We start from the raw sequence: 16,466 nt of genomic DNA, 5'->3' as shown, positions 1-16,466 counted from the left end.
CTGCCGGCGAGCGTGGGGAGCGCCCCGCCACGCGGCTTTCTCGGCCCTCACTTCACCAGTTCCCCGAGGGCGATGTTGAGCTGGAGGACATTGACCCTCGGCTCCCCCACGAAGCCCAGGATCCGGCCGTCCGTGTGCTGTTCGACGAGCTTCTCCACCTGGCCGACGGAGAGGTGGTTCCGCTCGGCCACCCGGCGCACCTGGAGCTGTGCGTACTCCGGGGAGATGGCCGGGTCGAGGCCGGAGCCGGAGGAGGTGACGGCGTCGGCCGGCACGTCCGAGGGGCTGACCGGGTGGCCGGGGACGGAGTTGTCCTTGACCACGGCGGCCTTGGCCGTCCTCACCCAGTCGATCAGCTCCTTGTTGTCGCCGGAGCGGTTGGTCGCGCCGGAGAGGATCAGCTTGTACTGGGTGTTGACGCTGTTGGCGCCCAGGCCGTTGGAGGGGCGCGGCTGGAACCACTTGAGGTCCGGGGCCGCGGTCTCCTGCCCCTTCTTCAGCGGCAGGTCGTAGCGCTGGCCGATGAGTTCGGAGCCGACCACCTTGCCGTTCGCGGATATCTCGGAGCCATTGGCCTGGTGGGGGAAGACGCCCTGGGCGACGCCGGTGACGGCGAGCGGGTAGAGCACGCCGCAGACGACGGTGAGGACGAGCAGGGCACGCAGCCCGGCCCAGAGCAGCCGGGCGGTGTTTCCTACGGAGTTGTTCATGGCAGGTCAGCCGATTCCTAGATTCAGTTCAGTCCGGGTACGAGGGAGATGACCATGTCGATGATCTTGATGCCGATGAACGGGGCGACCAGACCGCCGAGTCCGTAGATCCCGAGGTTGCGCCGGAGCATCGAGTCGGCGCTGCTGGGCCGGTAGCGCACGCCCTTCAGGGCGAGCGGCACCAGCGCGACGATGATCAGCGCGTTGAAGACCACCGCCGACAGGATCGCGGACTGGGGCGAGGACAGCTGCATGATGTTGAGCTTGTCCAGGCCCGGGTAGACCACCGCGAACATCGCGGGGATGATCGCGAAGTACTTCGCGACGTCGTTGGCGATGGAGAACGTCGTCAGCGCACCGCGGGTGATGAGGAGCTGCTTGCCGATCTCGACGATCTCGATCAGCTTCGTGGGGTTGGAGTCCAGGTCCACCATGTTCCCGGCCTCCTTGGCGGCCGAGGTGCCGGTGTTCATGGCCACCCCGACGTCCGCCTGGGCGAGCGCGGGGGCGTCGTTCGTGCCGTCGCCGGTCATCGCGACGAGCTTGCCGCCCGCCTGTTCCCGCTTGATGAGGGCCATCTTGTCCTCGGGCGTGGCCTCGGCGAGGAAGTCGTCGACGCCGGCCTCCTCGGCGATGGCCTTCGCGGTCAGCGGGTTGTCGCCGGTGATCATGACCGTACGGATGCCCATCCGGCGCAGCTCGTCGAACCGCTCCCGCATGCCCTCCTTGACGACGTCCTTGAGGTGGATGACACCGAGGACCCGTGCCCCCCGCTCGTCCTCCAGGGCCACCAGCAGCGGTGTGCCGCCGGCTTCGGAGATCGTGGCGGTGAGCGCCTTCGCGTCCGGTGCGACGGTGCCGCCGCGCTCCTCGACCCAGGCGACGACCGAGCCGGTGGCCCCCTTGCGGACCTTGCGCCCGTCGACATCGACGCCGGACATGCGGGTCTGGGCGGTGAAGGCGACCCACTCGGCCTGCCGCAGCTCGCCCTGGTGGCGCTCGCGCAGCCCGTACTTCTCCTTGGCGAGCACGACGATCGAGCGGCCCTCCGGCGTCTCGTCGGCCAGCGAGGAGAGCTGGGCGGCGTCGGCCAGTTCGGCCTCGGTGGTGCCCTTGACGGGTACGAACTCGGCGGCCTGCCGGTTGCCGAGCGTGATGGTGCCGGTCTTGTCGAGCAGCAGCGTCGAGACATCCCCGGCGGCCTCGACGGCCCGCCCCGACATGGCGAGGACATTGCGCTGTACGAGGCGGTCCATGCCGGCGATGCCGATGGCGGAGAGCAGCGCGCCGATCGTCGTCGGGATCAGGCAGACCAGCAGTGCGGTCAGCACGATCATCGACTGCTTCTGCCCGGCGTATATCGCGAAGGGCTGGAGCGTGACGACGGCGAGCAGGAAGACGATGGTGAGGGACGCGAGAAGGATGTTCAGCGCGATCTCGTTGGGTGTCTTCTGCCGGGCGGCGCCCTCGACCAGGGCGATCATCCGGTCGATGAACGTCTCGCCGGGCTTGGTGGTGATCTTGACGACGATCCGGTCGGAGAGCACCTTCGTGCCTCCGGTGACGGCCGACCGGTCGCCGCCGGACTCCCGGATGACGGGCGCGGACTCGCCGGTGATCGCGGATTCGTCGACGCTCGCGACGCCCTCGACGACGTCTCCGTCGCCGGGGATGATGTCACCGGCCTCGCAGACCACCAGGTCGCCGACGCGGAGTTCGGTGCCGGGCACCCGCTCCTCGTTCGAGCCGATGATCCTGCGGGCGACGGTGTCGGTCTTGGCCTTGCGCAACGTGTCGGCCTGCGCCTTGCCGCGGCCCTCGGCGACCGCCTCCGCCAGGTTGGCGAAGATCGTGGTCAGCCAGAGCCAGGCGGCGATCGCCCAGCCGAACCACTCCCCCGGGTCGAGGCACGCCAGCACGGTGGTGAACACCGAGCCGATCAGCACCACGAACATCACCGGGGACTTGACCATGACCCGGGGGTCGAGCTTGCGTACGGCATCGGGGAAGGACCTGATCAGCTGTGCGGGGTCGAACAGGCCCCCGCCGACCCGCCCTTCGCTCTGGTGACCCGTGGGCGCGTCCTGGTGCGGTGCCCGGGTGGGGGTGACAGTGGACATCGAGTCCTCTTGCTCCGTACGAGTGGTCATGACGCCAGCCCTTCGGCCAGGGGCCCCAGCGCGAGGGCCGGGAAGTAGGTCAGCCCGGTGATGATCAGGATCGTGCCGACCAGCAGGGTGCTGAAGAGCGGCTTGTGCGTGCCCAGGGTTCCCACGGTCGCCGGTACGGGCTTCTGCTCGGCGAGCGAGCCGGCCAGCGCGAGGATGAACACCATCGGCAGGAACCGGCCGATCAGCATCGCGAGACCGATCGTGGTGTTGAACCACTGGGTGTCCGCGTTGAGCCCGGCGAACGCCGAACCGTTGTTGTTCGCGCCCGAGGTGTAGGCGTAGAGGATCTCGGAGAATCCGTGCGCGCCGGTGTTGGTCATCGAGTGGGGCGGGGTGGGCAGCGCCATCGCCGCGGCGGTGAAGCAGAGCACCAGGGCCGGGGTGACGAGGATGTAGCAGGCCGCGAGCTTGATCTCACGGGTGCCGATCTTCTTGCCGAGGTACTCCGGCGTGCGGCCCACCATCAGCCCGGCGATGAACACCGCGATGATCGCCATGACGAGCATCCCGTAGAGGCCGGAGCCGACGCCTCCGGGCGCGATCTCGCCGAGCTGCATGCCCAGCATGGTGATCCCGCCGCCGAAGCCCGTGTACGAGGAGTGGAAGGAGTTCACCGCACCGGTGGAGGTGAGGGTCGTGGCCACCGCGAAGATCGACGATCCGGCGATCCCGAACCGGGTCTCCTTGCCCTCCATCGCCCCGCCCGCGACATCGAACGCGGGACCGTGGTGGGCGAATTCGGTCCACATCATCAGGGTGGTGAAGCCCAGCCAGATGACGCCCATCGCCGCGAGGATCGCGTAACCCTGCTTGAGGGAGCCGACCATCCGGCCGAAGGTCCGCGTCAGCGCGAAGGGGATGACCAGGATCAGGAAGATCTCAAGGAGGTTGGACAGCCCGTTGGGGTTCTCGAACGGGTGGGACGAGTTGGCGTTGAAGTAGCCGCCACCGTTGGTGCCCAGCTCCTTGATGGCCTCCTGGGAGGCCACGGCGCCGCCGTTCCACTGCTGCGAACCGCCCATGAACTGGCCGACCTCGTGGATGCCGGCGAAGTTCTGGATCGCGCCGCAGGCCACCAGCAGCAGCGCGCCCACCGCGGCTATCGGCAGCAGGATCCGCACGGTGCCGCGCACCAGGTCGGACCAGAAGTTGCCGAGTTCTCCGGTGCGGGAGCGGGAGAAGCCACGTACGAGGGCCACCGCGACGGCCATGCCGACGGCAGCCGAGACGAAGTTCTGCACCGCGAGGCCGCCGGTCTGCACGACGTGGCCCATGGCCTGTTCGCCGTAGTACGACTGCCAGTTGGTGTTGGCGACGAACGACGCCGCCGTGTTGAACGCCTGGTCGGGATCGATCGAGGCGAAGCCGAGCGAACCGGGCAGCGAGCCCTGGAGCCGCTGCAGCAGATAGAGGAAGAGGACGCTCACCGCGGAGAAGGCGAGCACCCCACGCAGATACGCGGGCCAGCGCATCTGTGTGTCGGGGTCGGCTCCCACGGCCTTGTACATCCACTTCTCGACCCGGAGGTGCTTGGTCGAGGAGTAGACACCGGCCATGTGATCGCCGAGCGGACGGTACGCCAGTCCCAGCGCCACCACGAGCGCGAGGACCTGGAGCACACCAGCGAGGACGGGGCTCATATCGCGCTCAGAACCTCTCCGGGTAGAGAAGGGCGAGGACGAGGTAGCCCAGCAGGGCGACGGCCACTATCAGACCGACGATGTTCTCGGCAGTCACAGCTTCGCCACCCCCTTGGCGACGAGAGCCACCAGCGCGAAGACCGCGATCGTGGTGACGACGAAGGCCACATCGGCCATCGTGTGCTCCTAGATGAGGTACGGATTCTCGGACCTCATGAGCAAACATCTCGCCACGGCCGTCCCGGCCTGCGTTGATGGCTTCCTTACGGGGAACGGCGAGCCCTTGACGGCGCACTTACGTGCCCCATACGCGCCCTATACGCGCGCCTTCCGTGAGCTGTCCGGAAACCGCCCCGGACGCGGAAAAAGACCGGTGGGCCGCACCCCCTCGCAAGGGGATACGGCCCACCGGCCGAAGCTGTGCCGGGCGGCTGCCCGGACCCGCTCAGCGCACCTCGGTGATCTCGGGTCCGCGCTGGAGCTGGCCCATGCCACCGGAGAACTTCGAGCCCTCCTGGCTCTCCTGCTGAACCCCTTCGGGGACCATCTGGGCATCGTTGGGCAGCTTGAGAACGATCGGGTCGCGCGGCGCCATGGGGCCCTCGCCCCGGACCACCACGGTGTCCCGGAAGATCGTCTCCAGCAGCCCGGCGGCCTCCGGCTGCACGGCACCCTGGCCGGAGATCACTCCGCGCAGGAACCAGCGCGGCCCGTCGACGCCGACGAAGCGCACCAGCTGCACGCCGTTCGTCCCGTCCGGGAGCTGTACGGGGACCTGGGCACGCAGCTCCCAGCCCAGCGGGCCCTCGACCTCGTCGATGATCCCGCCCTGCTGGGTGATGCCGGAGGCGATCTCCTCACGGACCTCGCCCCAGATGCCCTCCTTCTTGGGCGCGGCGAAGGCCTGGAGCTGGACGGCGCTGTCGCGCAGCACCACGGTCGCGGCGACGATCGCGTCACCGGCCACCTCCACGCGCAGCTCCATCCCCTCGACGCCGGGCACGAAGATGCCGCCCAGGTCGACCCGGCCCTCGCCGGGCTGGGAGACCTCGGAGACGTCCCACGGCCCGTCCGGCCGCGGTGCCGGCGGGAGGTTCACCCGACGCGAGCCGCTGTCGGCGCCGTCGGTGTCATCGAGCTCGTCGACGACCTGCTCGGCCTCGCGCGCTTCGTCCGCCACGTCCTCGGCGGAACCACTCTTCTTGCGACGTCCGAACACGTCACTGTCCTTCCCGGTCGGGTACGACCGAAGCGTAGCTGTTCCCGCCCTGGGTGTTCCCGCCCCTGACGCCATCGACATCACCGGAGGCATGCCCTCCGGTGGATCCGAAGCCTCCCTCGCCACGGGCCGAGCCCGGCAGCTCCGCCACCTCGTGGAAGCGCACCTTCTCGACCTGCTGGACGACCAGTTGGGCAATCCGGTCGAACCGCTCGAACCGCACGGGCTCTCGCGGGTCGAGGTTGATGACGATCACCTTGATCTCTCCACGGTACCCGGCATCAACCGTCCCCGGGGCATTCACCAGGGCGACCCCGCAGCGTGCGGCGAGGCCGGAGCGCGGGTGCACGAACGCGGCGTACCCGTCGGGCAGCGCGATCGACACGCCGGTGGGCAGCACCGCCCGCTCGCCGGGGGCGAGTTCCACGGCCTCGGTGGTCACCAGGTCCGCCCCGGCGTCGCCCGGGTGCCCATAGGCCGGAATCGGCACGTCCGGGTCGACCCGGCGGATGAGTACGTCCACGGGCCGGCGCATCAGGGGTTCACCTCGAAGGCACGGGCACGCCTGACCTGGTCCGGGTCGGCCATCGCCGCCTCGATCTCGGCCGGGCGGCCGTTCTCGATGAAGTGGTCGACCTTGACCTCGATGAAGAGGGCCTCGGCCCGGACCGCCACGGGCCCGTCCGGGCCGCCGATCCGGCCGGTCGCCCGGGAGTAGATCTTCCGGCCGTGCACCGCGGTGATCTCGGCGTCGAGGTGGAGCACGGTGTCCACCGGCACCGGCCGCACGAAGTCGGTCTCCAGCCGCCCGGTCACGGCGATCACCCGCAGGAGCCAGTTCAGCGAGCCGAGCGTCTCGTCCAGCGCGGTGGTCAGAATGCCGCCGTGCGCCAGCCCCGGGGCGCCCTGGTGGGCGGCCTTCACGGTGAACTCGGCGGTGACGCTGACGCCGTCGCCGGCCCGCGCCTGGAGGTGCAGCCCGTGCTGCTGTCCGTCGCCGCAGCCGAAACAGTGTTCGTAGTGCGCGCCGAGGAGTTCGCCGGGGGCCGGGGCTTCGGGGTGCCGGACCGGTTTCACCGCGTCGGCCGGGGGCTTCAGAGCCGCAGATGTTCCACTCACAGGCGCAGACCTTACCCGCGCGGCTACCCGCGGGTCGCGCCGTGCCAAGCTTGGGCACATGCAGCCTTCCACCCCGCCTTTCGACGAACGACTGACCGCACCCCGTTCGTGGTGGCTCATCGCCTTCCTGGTCGGCATCGCCTGCGCGCTGATGCTGCTGCCGCTCGGCACCCTGCCGCTGCTGGCCGGCCTGGTGGGCGGCACGGCCCTGTCGGCGGTCGCGGTGAGCTCCTACGGCTCGGCCAGGATCCGGGTCGTGGCGGGCGCCCTGGTCGCCGGTGACGCGCGGATCCCCGTGACGGCGCTCGGTGAGGCCGAGGTGCTGGACGGGGAGGAGGCGCGTGCGTGGCGCTCGTACAAGGCGGACACCCGTGCGTTCATGCTGCTGCGCAGCTACATCCCGACGGCGGTCCGGGTGGAGGTCACCGACCCGCAGGACCCGACCCCGTACGTCTATCTCTCGACCCGCGAGCCGCAGGCCCTGGTGGCGGCCCTCACGGCCGTACGCGCCTGACCGGGACCAGGCCCGGCCCGGCCCCTTCGCGGGCCGTCAGGGCCGTTCACAGGCCTTAAGGCTCCAGCTCGCCCGGTACGGCCTTGCGCGGGCCCACCTGCCGCTCCAGCGGCGGCAGCTCGGGGAGCCGGTCCCAGGGGATCTGGCGTTTGCGCAGGTCCTTCCTGACCCGTTCGGCAAGCTTTCTGGTGTCGCGCCGGTTCATCACCGCGCCGACGGCGGCGCCGACCATGAACGGGACCAGGTTCGGCAGATCGCGCACCATGCGCTTCATGATCTGCTGGCGCAGCTCGCGCTTCATCTGGCCGCCCAGCGCCGCGTTCACCGTCGTGGGGTGGGCGACGTCGATTCCGCGCTCCTCCGTCCAGGACGTGAGGTAGGCGGCGGAGCGCTGGCCGAGCCCGCCCGGCGGGCGCAGTCCGTAGACCTCGTGCAGCTCGGCGACGAGCTTCATCTCGATCGCGGCCACACCGGTGATCTCCGTCGCCAGCTCGGCGAGCATGACGGGCGGTACGGGCAGCATCGCCGCCGCGCCGATTCCGGCGCCGACGGTGGCGGTGCCCTTGCTCGCGCCTGCGATGAGCTTGTCGGCGAGCTCCTCCGGGCCGAGCCCGGGGAACTGCTTGCGCAGGGTGGCGAGATCGCGCACAGGGACGCGGGGAGCGTTCTCGATGATCAGGTCGGCGACATGACCGATCGCTGCCTTGGCGCTCTCCCCGCCCTTGCGTACGCCCCGTTTCACTGAACTCAGACGGCCTGCCCCGGTCACGGGCTCCGTCCTGTCGACCTGTCCGGCCCCATAGGCCGCGTCGACTTCCTCGATCGCTGCGATCACTTCTTCGAGCGAGGCCGACCGGCCCCGCTCGTCGTCCCGCTCGCCCGGGGAGGGTGGCAGGGCGGACCGCTCGGCAGGCGCTGTCGCGCCTTCTGCCGGGCCTGTGCCGCCCTGATACGCCTCCGACGACCTCTTGCGCCGCAAGCGCCGCTTCCGGAACGGTGTGTCGCCTGCCACGGTCGGTGCGACCTAGTCGCAGTCGCGGCAGATCGGCTGGCCGTTCTTCTCGCGCGCCAGCTGGCTCCTGTGGTGCACGAGGAAGCAGCTCATGCACGTGAACTCGTCGGCCTGCTTGGGCAGGACCCTGACGGCCAGTTCCTCGTTGGACAGGTCTGCGCCGGGCAGCTCCAGTCCTTCGGCCGCGTCGAATTCGTCGACGTCGACGGCGGACGCCGTCTTGTCGCTCCGGCGAGCCTTGAGTTCTTCGAGGCTGTCCTGGTCGACGTCGTCATCGGTCTTGCGTGGGGTGTCGTAATCCGTTGCCATGTCGCTCTCCCCCTCTGGGTGTCTGCGGTGTCTCAGCGCACGTAACGCGTGAGAGGCCGGACTTGTGCCCGACCCGAGGCGGAGATTTTGCCTCACATCAAGGTCTGTTACTCAATCGACACCCAAAAGGGCCGCTCGGGAGTGGCCGGCTTGGGTGGCGATGGGGACCGTACACGGTCCCGGTGTCGCTCTTCACGGGCGCCACCCCGTGTACTTCCCGTGATATCGGGCCGCGAAAACCCCGACTTTTGCGGGTTTTCCGGTGGAGTCCCTGATCGCGGAGCGTTGACGGCAAGAAATTCGCTCCTGTGATCGATCACACACGGACGTTCCGGGTGCAGGTCCCGAAAATTCCGCTCAAAGCGAACAAATGAATTCGTGCCCGGATCGCTCGGCCCGGCCTCTCAGACGGGCAGTGAGACGCGCATCACAAGACCACCGCCTTCACGGGGCTCCGCGATGATACGGCCACCGTGAGCGCGCGCCACGGAGCGCGCGATCGACAGGCCGAGCCCGACCCCCTTGTCGCTGCCCGTTCGCTCCGTACGCAGCCGTCTGAAGGGCTCGAAGAGGTTGTCGATCTCGTACGCCGGCACCACCGGGCCGGTGTTCGAGACGACCAGCAGGGCCTGGCCGCCCCGGAGCTCGGTGGTGACCTCCACCCAGCCCTCCTCGGGGACGTTGTAGCGCACGGCGTTCTGCACGAGGTTCAGCGCGATCCGCTCCAGCAGGACCCCGTTGCCCTGGACGACGGCGGGGGCCCGCTCGCCACGGATCTCCACACCGCGCTCCTCGGCCTCGCCGCGCGTCTGGTCGATCGCACGCGAGGCCACCTCCGCGAGGTCGACCGGCTTGCGCTCGACGATCTGGTTGTCGCTGCGGGCCAGCAGCAGCAGGCCCTCGACCAGCTGCTCACTGCGCTCGTTGGTGGCCAGCAGGGTCTTGCCGAGCTGTTTCAGCTCCGGCGGGGCCTGGGGGTCGGACAGGTGGACCTCCAGCAGCGTCCGGTTGATCGCGAGCGGGGTGCGCAGCTCGTGCGAGGCGTTGCCGACGAACCGCTGCTGGGCGGTGAAGGCCCGCTCCAGGCGGTCGAGCATCTCGTCGAAGGTGTCGGCGAGCTCCTTCAGCTCGTCGTCCGGGCCGTCCAGCTCGATCCGGCGGGACAGATCGGTTCCGGCCACCCGGCGGGCGGTGCGGGTGATCCGTCCCAGCGGCGAGAGCACGCGTCCGGCCATCGCGTAACCGAAGGCGAAGGCGATGACGCTCAGCCCCACCAGGGCCAGCAGCGAGCGGTTCAGCAGCGTGTCGAGCGCCTGCTGCCGCTGATGGTTGACGCAGGAGTTCATCGCCGCGTTGAAGGAGTCCGGCGATGCCTTCTCGGGAAGATTGCAGACATCGCTGGTGACCTGCCCGTTGACGATCTTGAACGGCAGCTCGCTGCCCACGTGCAGGGCCTGCGCGGCCAGCATGTAGATGATCGACAGCAGCAGGATGCCCGCGATCAGGAACATGCCGCCGTAGAGCAGCGTGAGCCGTATCCGGATGGTCGGGCGCAGCCAGTAGGGGGGCTCCTGCTGTTTGGGCTCCCAGGTGGGCTTCGGAGGCGCCGTCGGCGGCGCGGGGGCGGTGGGCACGGCCGTCAGATCCGGTAACCGGAACCGGGCACGGTGACGATCACCGGCGGCTCGCCGAGTTTCCGGCGCAGCGTCATGACCGTCACCCGGACGACGTTGGTGAACGGGTCGGTGTTCTCGTCCCAGGCCTTCTCCAGCAGCTGCTCGGCCGAGACGACCGCGCCCTCGCTGCGCATCAGGACCTCCAGCACGGCGAACTCCTTCGGTGCGAGCTGGACCTCCGTCTCGCCCCGGAAGACCTCGCGCCGGTTGGGGTCGAGCTTGATCCCGGCCCGCTCCAGGACGGGCGGCAGGGCCACCGTCGTGCGCCGGCCGAGCGCCCGCACCCGTGCGGTCAGCTCGCTGAAGGCGAACGGCTTGGGCAGATAGTCGTCGGCACCCAGCTCCAGGCCCTCGACACGGTCGCTGACGTCGCCGGACGCGGTGAGCATCAGCACCCGGGTGGGCATGCCCAGCTCCACGATCCGCCGGCAGACGTCGTCGCCGTGGACCAGGGGGAGGTCCCGGTCCAGCACCACGACGTCGTAGTCGTTGACCTCGATGCGCTCCAGGGCCGCCGCACCGTCGTACACGACATCGACGGCCATGGCCTCCCGGCGCAATCCGGTGGCCACCGCATCGGCGAGCAGTTGCTCGTCCTCCACGACGAGTACGCGCACGGCGCTGTCCTTCCTTAGAAACCTACGGAGAAACTTCAGAACGTTCGAAAGTGCCCACGGTCCGTGATCCGGACATCCGTCGGCACAGGTCTGTGCGGCTCCATCCTGCCCGCAACGCGCATAAACCGGCGGTAAGACGGCGCCCCGCGAAATGGGGCTCGGTGGAATTCACCGGATTTTCGGGCCAGTTGAGGTTTCCCCGGGTTCCACCCCGGGGAGGACGCAGTCACACCCGAGATCACGCCTTGAATGTGGCGTGCCACAGGCCACTCCGTCCCCGGAGAGCGCGTGATCACCCGCCCTACCGCCTCCGTGCGGAGGGAAACCCCGGGCACACCCCCGTGCCACCGACCCACGATGAGGGGGCGCATTATGGACGCTTTCACCGCAGGTCTGCTGCAGCGGATCAAGACCACCGAGTACGACCTCACGAGAGCTCGGGAGACTGGCGACGACTTCCTCGCGGATGTCGAGCAGAGCGAGCTGGACGACCTTCACCGCCTCGCCGCCGAGCACGGCGTCGAAATCGGCGCCACCAGCGTCTGAGCACATCGGCGAGAAGGGCCCCCGATGCCGTCACCGGCGCCGGGGGCCCTTCTCGCGTGCCGGGACGGCCCGGTCGGTAGCTTCAGTCGTGCCAGGCGCCGAATTCCTCCAGGAGGGCCTGGAGCGGCTCGAAGACGCCCGGCGTCGCGGCGACCGTCAGATCACCGTCGGCGGGCAGTCCGGGCCGCCCGCCGGTGTGCGCGCCCGCCTCGCGGGCGATGAGGTCGCCGGCCGCCAGGTCCCAGGGGTGGAGCCCTCGCTCGTAGTAGCCGTCGAGGCGGCCCGCGGCCACATCGCAGAGGTCCACGGCGGCGGAGCCGCTGCGGCGGATGTCACGGAGCCGCGGGATCAGCTTCTGGGCCACGTCCGCCTGGTGCGCACGGACGTCACTCACGTAGTTGAAGCCGGTCGAGACGAGCGCCTGGTCGAGCGGCGGCGCGGGCCGGCAGCGCAGCGCCGCGCCGTCGCCGTAGGCGCCGCCCTCGGCGTACGCACCGCCGCCGAGCACCGCCCGGTAGGTCTCGCGGCGCATCGGGGCCTCCACGACGCCCACGACCCGCACACCGTCCCGTTCGGCGGCGATGGACACGGCCCAGGTGGGCAGCCCGTACAGGTAGTTCACGGTGCCGTCGAGCGGGTCGATGACCCAGCGGACACCGCTGCTGCCCTCGGCGCTGGACCCCTCCTCGCCGAGGAAGCCGTCCTGCGGGCGGCGCTCGCTCAGGAAGCCGGTGATCAGCTTCTCGGCGGCGATGTCCATCTCGGTGACGACGTCGATCGGGCTGGACTTGGTCGCGGCCACCCCCAGATCGGCCGGGCGGCCGTCACGGAGCAGCGCACCGGCGCGTGAGGCGGCCTCCAGGGCGAGGGCGAGCAGTTCGGACAGGTTCGGGTCGGTCACGGCTCTCCAGGGGTTCGTGGGCGTACGGCGGGGCTCTTACGCGTACGGGCTGTCGGCGCCCGCGGCGGCGGGCTTCAGGGACCGGGCCGGGCAGCAGCCGACCGGGCAGAGGTCGTGGCCGGGACCGAGGGCGCCCAGCGCGCACCGCCGGCCGCCCTGTCCCCGCTCGGTGGCGGCGCGCTCCAGCACCAGATCGCGCACGGCCGCGGCGAACCTCGGGTCGGCCCCCACCGTGGCCGACCGGCGCACCGGCAGCCCCAGCTCGGCGGCCTTCGCGGTGGCCTCCGTGTCGAGGTCGTACAGAACCTCCATGTGGTCCGAGACGAAGCCGATGGGGGCCATCACCACGGCGGGCACTCCGTCGGCGTGCAGCGCCTCCAGGTGGTCGCAGATGTCGGGCTCCAGCCAGGGGATGTGCGGGGCGCCGCTGCGCGACTGGTAGACGAGCTGCCAGGGGTACTCGACGCCGGTCTCCTCGCGCACCGCGTCGACGATCAGCCGGGCGACGTCGAGGTGCTCGGCGACATAGGCGCCGCCGTCGCCGTGCGCCTCCACGGGGCCGGAGGTGTCGGCGGCCGAGGTGGGGATGGAGTGCGTGGTGAAGGCGAGGTGCGCCCCGGCCCGTACGTCCTCGGGGAGGTCGGCGAGGGAGGCGAGGACGCCGTCCACCATGGGGGCCACGAATCCGGGGTGGTTGAAGTAGTGCCGAAGCTTGTCCACCCGGGGTACCGGCAGCCCCTCCGCCTCCAGGACGGCCAGTGAGTCGGCGAGGTTCTCGCGGTACTGCCGGCAGCCGGAGTAGGAGGCGTAGGCGCTGGTGGCGAGGACGGCGATGCGGCGGTGCCCGGCCTCGGCCATCTCGCGCAGGGTGTCGGTGAGGTACGGCGCCCAGTTGCGGTTGCCCCAGTACACCGGCAGGTCCAGCCCGTGCTCCGCGAAGTCCTTGCGCAGGGCGTCCAGCAGGGCCCTGTTCTGGGCGTTGATCGGGCTCACCCCGCCGAACAGGAAGTAGTGCTTGCCGACCTCCTTCAGCCGCTCCTCGGGGATGCCCCGGCCGCGGGTCACGTTCGCCAGGAACGGGACCACGTCGTCCGGGCCTTCGGGGCCTCCGAAGGAGAGCAGCAGCAGGGCGTCGTAGGGAGCGGGGTCGCGCAGATCGGACATGACACCGATCCTGCCACCCGCCTCGGACGGCCCTCCCACCGACATCGGCTCCGTGGCCCACCCCTCTGTCGGGCCGATCGCTCCGACCGTAAGCTGTATCGGTTACGTTCACGTATTACAGGCGCGTGCGATCACGCTGTTCCGGAGCCTTCCTTGCCCAGTCCCTACCGCGCGATTTTCGCTGTCCCCGGCACCAAGGGGTTCTCGGCGGCCGGATTCCTCGGCCGGATGCCGCTGTCCATGATGGGCATCGGCGTGGTGACCATGATTTCCCAGCTCACCGGCCGTTACGGGCTGGCCGGCGCGCTCTCCGCGACGCTGGCGATGTCGGCGGCGGTGATAGGGCCGCTGATCTCCCGGCTCGTCGACCGGCACGGTCAGCGCCGGGTTCTGCGCCCCGCCACCCTGGTCGCGCTGGCGGCGGTGGCCGGGCTGCTGATCTGCGCGCAGCAGCGGCTGGCCGACTGGACGCTGTTCGTCTTCGCGGCGGGCGCCGGCTGCGTGCCCAGCGTGGGTTCGATGATCCGGGCCCGCTGGGCGGAGATCTACCGCGGTTCGCCCCGGCAGCTGCACACCGCGTACTCGTGGGAGTCGATCGTCGACGAGGTGTGCTTCATCTTCGGGCCGATCATCTCGATCGGTCTGTCCACCGCCTGGTTCCCGGAGGCCGGGCCGCTCCTGGCGGCAGGGTTCCTGCTGGTCGGCGTGGCCTGGCTGACCGCGCAGCGGTCCACCGAGCCGGTTCCGCATCCGCGCCGGCAGCACACCGGCGGCTCCGCGCTGCGCTCCCGGGGACTCCAGGTGCTCGTGGTGACGTTCGTGGCCACCGGTGCGATCTTCGGGTCGGTCGACGTGGTGACGGTGGCCTTCGCCGAGGAGCGGGGCCACAAGGCCGCGGCGAGCCTCGTACTGGCCGTGTACGCGCTGGGATCCTGCCTGGCCGGAGCGGTCTTCGGCCTGCTCCACCTGAAGCGGAAGGCGTCCACCAGGTGGCTGGTGGGCGTGTGCGCGATGGCCGTGAGTATGATCCCCCTCCAACTGGCCGGGAACCTGCCGTTCCTGGCCGTGGCGCTCTTTGTCGCGGGTCTCGCCATCGCACCGACGATGGTCACCACCATGGCCCTCGTCGAGCAGCACGTACCGCGCACCGAACTGACCGAAGGCATGACCTGGACCAGCACCGGGCTCGCCGTCGGAGTGGCGCTCGGCTCCTCGGCCGCCGGCTGGGTGGTCGACGCGTCGGGAGCGGAGGCGGGGTACGCGGTGCCCGTCGCGGCGGGAGCGCTCGCGGCCGCGGTGGCGTTCCTGGGGTATCGCCGGCTCAGCGGGCCGGTCCTTACGGAAGGGCGCGCGGAAGATGACCGACACCGACGCACGGACGACGACGAACGCGTGGCGTAACTGGGCGGGGAATGTCAGCGCCCGCCCGGTACGGGCCGTGTCCCCGGCCTCCGTACCGGAGCTCGCCGAGGTGCTGCGCCGGGCGTCCGAGGACGGTCTGCGGGTGAAGCCGGTCGGCACCGGGCACTCCTTCACCGCGACGGCGGCCACCGACGGCGTGCTGATCCGCCCGGACCTGCTCACCGGCATCCGGAACATCGACCGCGAGGCGATGACGGTGACCGTCGAGGCCGGCACCCCGCTGAAGCGGCTGAACACCGCCCTGGCCCGCGAGGGCCTCTCGCTCACCAACATGGGCGACATCATGGAGCAGACGGTCGCGGGCGCCACCTCGACCGGTACCCACGGCACCGGCCGGGACTCGGCGTCCATATCCGCGCAGATCCGCGCCCTCGAACTGGTCACCGCCGACGGCACGGTGCTGACCTGTTCGGAGAAGGAGAACGCCGACGTCTTCGCCGTCGCCCGGATCGGGCTCGGCGCACTGGGTGTCATCACGGCGATCACCTTCGCCGTGGAGCCGGTCTTCCTGCTGACGGCCCGTGAGGAGCCGATGGCCTTCGACCGGGTCCTGGGCGACTTCGACGAGCTGGTCGCCGAGAACGAGCACTTCGAGTTCTACTGGTTCCCGCACACCGGTAACTGCAACACCAAGCGCAACAACCGCAGCGCGGGTCCCGCCGCCCCGCCCGGAAAGGTCAGCGGCTGGATCGAGGACGAGCTCCTCTCCAACGGGATCTTCCAGGTGGCCTGTTCGCTCGGCCGGGCGGTGCCCGCCACCATTCCCTCGATCGCCAAGCTCTCCAGCCGCGCCCTGTCGGCCCGTACGTACACCGACATCCCGTACAAGGTCTTCACCAGCCCGCGCCGGGTCCGCTTCGTGGAGATGGAGTACGCGCTGCCGCGCGAGGCCGCCGTGGAGGCGCTGCGCGAGGTGAGGGCGATGGTCGAGCGTTCGCCGCTGCGGATCAGCTTCCCGGTGGAGGTCCGTACCGCCCCCGCGGACGACATCGCGCTCTCCACGGCCTCGGGCCGCGAGAGCGCGTACATCGCCGTCCATCTCTACAAGGGCACGCCCTACCAGGCGTACTTCACGGCGGTCGAGCGGATCATGACCGCCCATGACGGCCGCCCGCACTGGGGCAAGGTCAACACCCGTGACGCCGAGTACCTGGCCGGGGTCTACCCGCGGTTCGGCGAGTTCACCGCCGTGCGCGACCGGCTCGACCCGGACCGGCTCTTCGGCAACGACTACCTGCGCCGGGTCCTGGGCGAGTAGGTCCGCCGGGCACACGACGGCCCCGCGAGTCCCGGTCGTACATGTCCGGGGCACGCGGGGGCGGTCGGGACGGTACGGGGGGGGGGGCGGCGGGGGGGCCCCCCGGCGGGCCGCCCCGGGGGGGGGCCCGTAAGACATCGGGCGCTGGATGGGGTGCACACACAAGAATTTGGGGGGGGGCCGGGAGG

Annotated in this window: 17 protein-coding genes; 4 read left to right on the top strand and 13 right to left on the bottom strand. The window is 70.2% G+C overall.

Annotated features, from left to right (window positions below):
* Nucleotides 1-47: 47 nt before the first annotated feature.
* The 7 genes from ACFVH0_RS19675 to ACFVH0_RS19645 all read right to left on the bottom strand — a co-directional run bounded on the left by ACFVH0_RS19675 (nucleotide 48) and on the right by ACFVH0_RS19645 (nucleotide 6,859).
* Nucleotides 48-710, bottom strand: a complete 663-nt coding sequence (locus tag ACFVH0_RS19675; protein WP_385821773.1) for a potassium-transporting ATPase subunit C — start codon at nucleotides 708-710, stop codon at nucleotides 48-50.
* Nucleotides 711-733: 23 nt separating this feature from the next.
* A complete protein-coding gene (gene kdpB, locus ACFVH0_RS19670; protein ID WP_385821771.1) occupies nucleotides 734-2,860 on the bottom strand; it encodes a potassium-transporting ATPase subunit KdpB in 2,127 nt (708 codons plus the stop codon).
* Entirely contained in the window at nucleotides 2,857-4,521 is a 1,665-nt protein-coding gene (gene kdpA, locus ACFVH0_RS19665; protein WP_385821769.1) for a potassium-transporting ATPase subunit KdpA, read from the bottom strand. Before kdpA ends, kdpB begins: the two co-directional genes overlap by 4 nt.
* A gap of 7 nt (nucleotides 4,522-4,528) precedes the next feature.
* Nucleotides 4,529-4,618 carry a K(+)-transporting ATPase subunit F gene (gene kdpF / locus ACFVH0_RS19660; protein ID WP_037701211.1) on the bottom strand — a complete coding sequence of 30 codons (90 nt, stop codon included), beginning with the start codon at nucleotides 4,616-4,618 and terminating at the stop codon, nucleotides 4,529-4,531.
* Between the two features lie 348 nt (nucleotides 4,619-4,966).
* Nucleotides 4,967-5,740: a DUF3710 domain-containing protein gene (locus ACFVH0_RS19655; protein WP_385821767.1), complete on the bottom strand. Its 774-nt coding sequence runs from the start codon at nucleotides 5,738-5,740 to the stop codon at nucleotides 4,967-4,969.
* Nucleotide 5,741: 1 nt separating this feature from the next.
* Nucleotides 5,742-6,275: a dUTP diphosphatase gene (gene dut / locus ACFVH0_RS19650; protein ID WP_385821765.1), complete on the bottom strand. Its 534-nt coding sequence runs from the start codon at nucleotides 6,273-6,275 to the stop codon at nucleotides 5,742-5,744.
* Entirely contained in the window at nucleotides 6,275-6,859 is a 585-nt protein-coding gene (locus ACFVH0_RS19645; RefSeq protein WP_385821763.1) for a PaaI family thioesterase, read from the bottom strand. Before ACFVH0_RS19645 ends, dut begins: the two co-directional genes overlap by 1 nt.
* A gap of 58 nt (nucleotides 6,860-6,917) precedes the next feature.
* Between ACFVH0_RS19645 and ACFVH0_RS19640 the strand changes: the two genes are divergently transcribed.
* Nucleotides 6,918-7,373 carry a DUF3093 domain-containing protein gene (locus ACFVH0_RS19640; protein ID WP_124720998.1) on the top strand — a complete coding sequence of 152 codons (456 nt, stop codon included), beginning with the start codon at nucleotides 6,918-6,920 and terminating at the stop codon, nucleotides 7,371-7,373.
* Nucleotides 7,374-7,428: 55 nt separating this feature from the next.
* On the opposite strand, the gene ACFVH0_RS19635 is transcribed toward ACFVH0_RS19640, so the two are convergent.
* The 4 genes from ACFVH0_RS19635 to ACFVH0_RS19620 all read right to left on the bottom strand — a co-directional run bounded on the left by ACFVH0_RS19635 (nucleotide 7,429) and on the right by ACFVH0_RS19620 (nucleotide 10,987).
* Nucleotides 7,429-8,385 carry a hypothetical protein gene (locus ACFVH0_RS19635; RefSeq protein ID WP_385821761.1) on the bottom strand — a complete coding sequence of 319 codons (957 nt, stop codon included), beginning with the start codon at nucleotides 8,383-8,385 and terminating at the stop codon, nucleotides 7,429-7,431.
* 12 nt (nucleotides 8,386-8,397) lie between these two features.
* Nucleotides 8,398-8,694, bottom strand: coding sequence for a DUF4193 domain-containing protein (locus ACFVH0_RS19630; protein WP_003965732.1), 297 nt, complete (start codon nucleotides 8,692-8,694; stop codon nucleotides 8,398-8,400).
* A 404-nt stretch (nucleotides 8,695-9,098) separates the two neighbouring features.
* Entirely contained in the window at nucleotides 9,099-10,328 is a 1,230-nt protein-coding gene (locus tag ACFVH0_RS19625; protein ID WP_385821759.1) for a sensor histidine kinase, read from the bottom strand.
* A gap of 5 nt (nucleotides 10,329-10,333) precedes the next feature.
* On the bottom strand, nucleotides 10,334-10,987 hold the full coding sequence (locus ACFVH0_RS19620; RefSeq protein ID WP_072485872.1) for a response regulator transcription factor: 654 nt from the start codon (nucleotides 10,985-10,987) through the stop codon (nucleotides 10,334-10,336).
* Between the two features lie 372 nt (nucleotides 10,988-11,359).
* Between ACFVH0_RS19620 and ACFVH0_RS19615 the strand changes: the two genes are divergently transcribed.
* On the top strand, nucleotides 11,360-11,533 hold the full coding sequence (locus ACFVH0_RS19615; protein WP_164495334.1) for a hypothetical protein: 174 nt from the start codon (nucleotides 11,360-11,362) through the stop codon (nucleotides 11,531-11,533).
* 82 nt (nucleotides 11,534-11,615) lie between these two features.
* On the opposite strand, the gene ACFVH0_RS19610 is transcribed toward ACFVH0_RS19615, so the two are convergent.
* Both ACFVH0_RS19610 and ACFVH0_RS19605 read right to left on the bottom strand, forming a co-directional pair.
* Complete coding sequence (locus ACFVH0_RS19610; protein WP_385821757.1) at nucleotides 11,616-12,434, bottom strand: inositol monophosphatase family protein; 819 nt, start codon at nucleotides 12,432-12,434, stop codon at nucleotides 11,616-11,618.
* 36 nt (nucleotides 12,435-12,470) lie between these two features.
* Nucleotides 12,471-13,598, bottom strand: coding sequence for a ferrochelatase (locus tag ACFVH0_RS19605; RefSeq protein ID WP_385821755.1), 1,128 nt, complete (start codon nucleotides 13,596-13,598; stop codon nucleotides 12,471-12,473).
* Nucleotides 13,599-13,751: 153 nt separating this feature from the next.
* Here ACFVH0_RS19605 and ACFVH0_RS19600 point away from each other — a divergent pair, with 153 nt between their 5' ends.
* A complete protein-coding gene (locus tag ACFVH0_RS19600; protein WP_385821753.1) occupies nucleotides 13,752-14,999 on the top strand; it encodes an MFS transporter in 1,248 nt (415 codons plus the stop codon).
* The gene (locus ACFVH0_RS19595; RefSeq protein ID WP_385821751.1) at nucleotides 14,956-16,278 is read left to right on the top strand and encodes a D-arabinono-1,4-lactone oxidase; all 1,323 of its coding nucleotides are present in this window, start codon (nucleotides 14,956-14,958) and stop codon (nucleotides 16,276-16,278) included. The genes ACFVH0_RS19600 and ACFVH0_RS19595 overlap by 44 nt, the downstream gene beginning before the upstream one ends.
* Nucleotides 16,279-16,466 lie beyond the last annotated feature (188 nt).

Origin of the sequence: Streptomyces sp. NPDC127117 (assembly GCF_042677325.1) — a bacterium.
GTDB lineage: Bacteria > Actinomycetota > Actinomycetes > Streptomycetales > Streptomycetaceae > Streptomyces.
The sequence above is the reverse complement of the archived record's forward strand: the minus strand, read 5'-3'. Positions and strand labels throughout refer to the sequence as shown.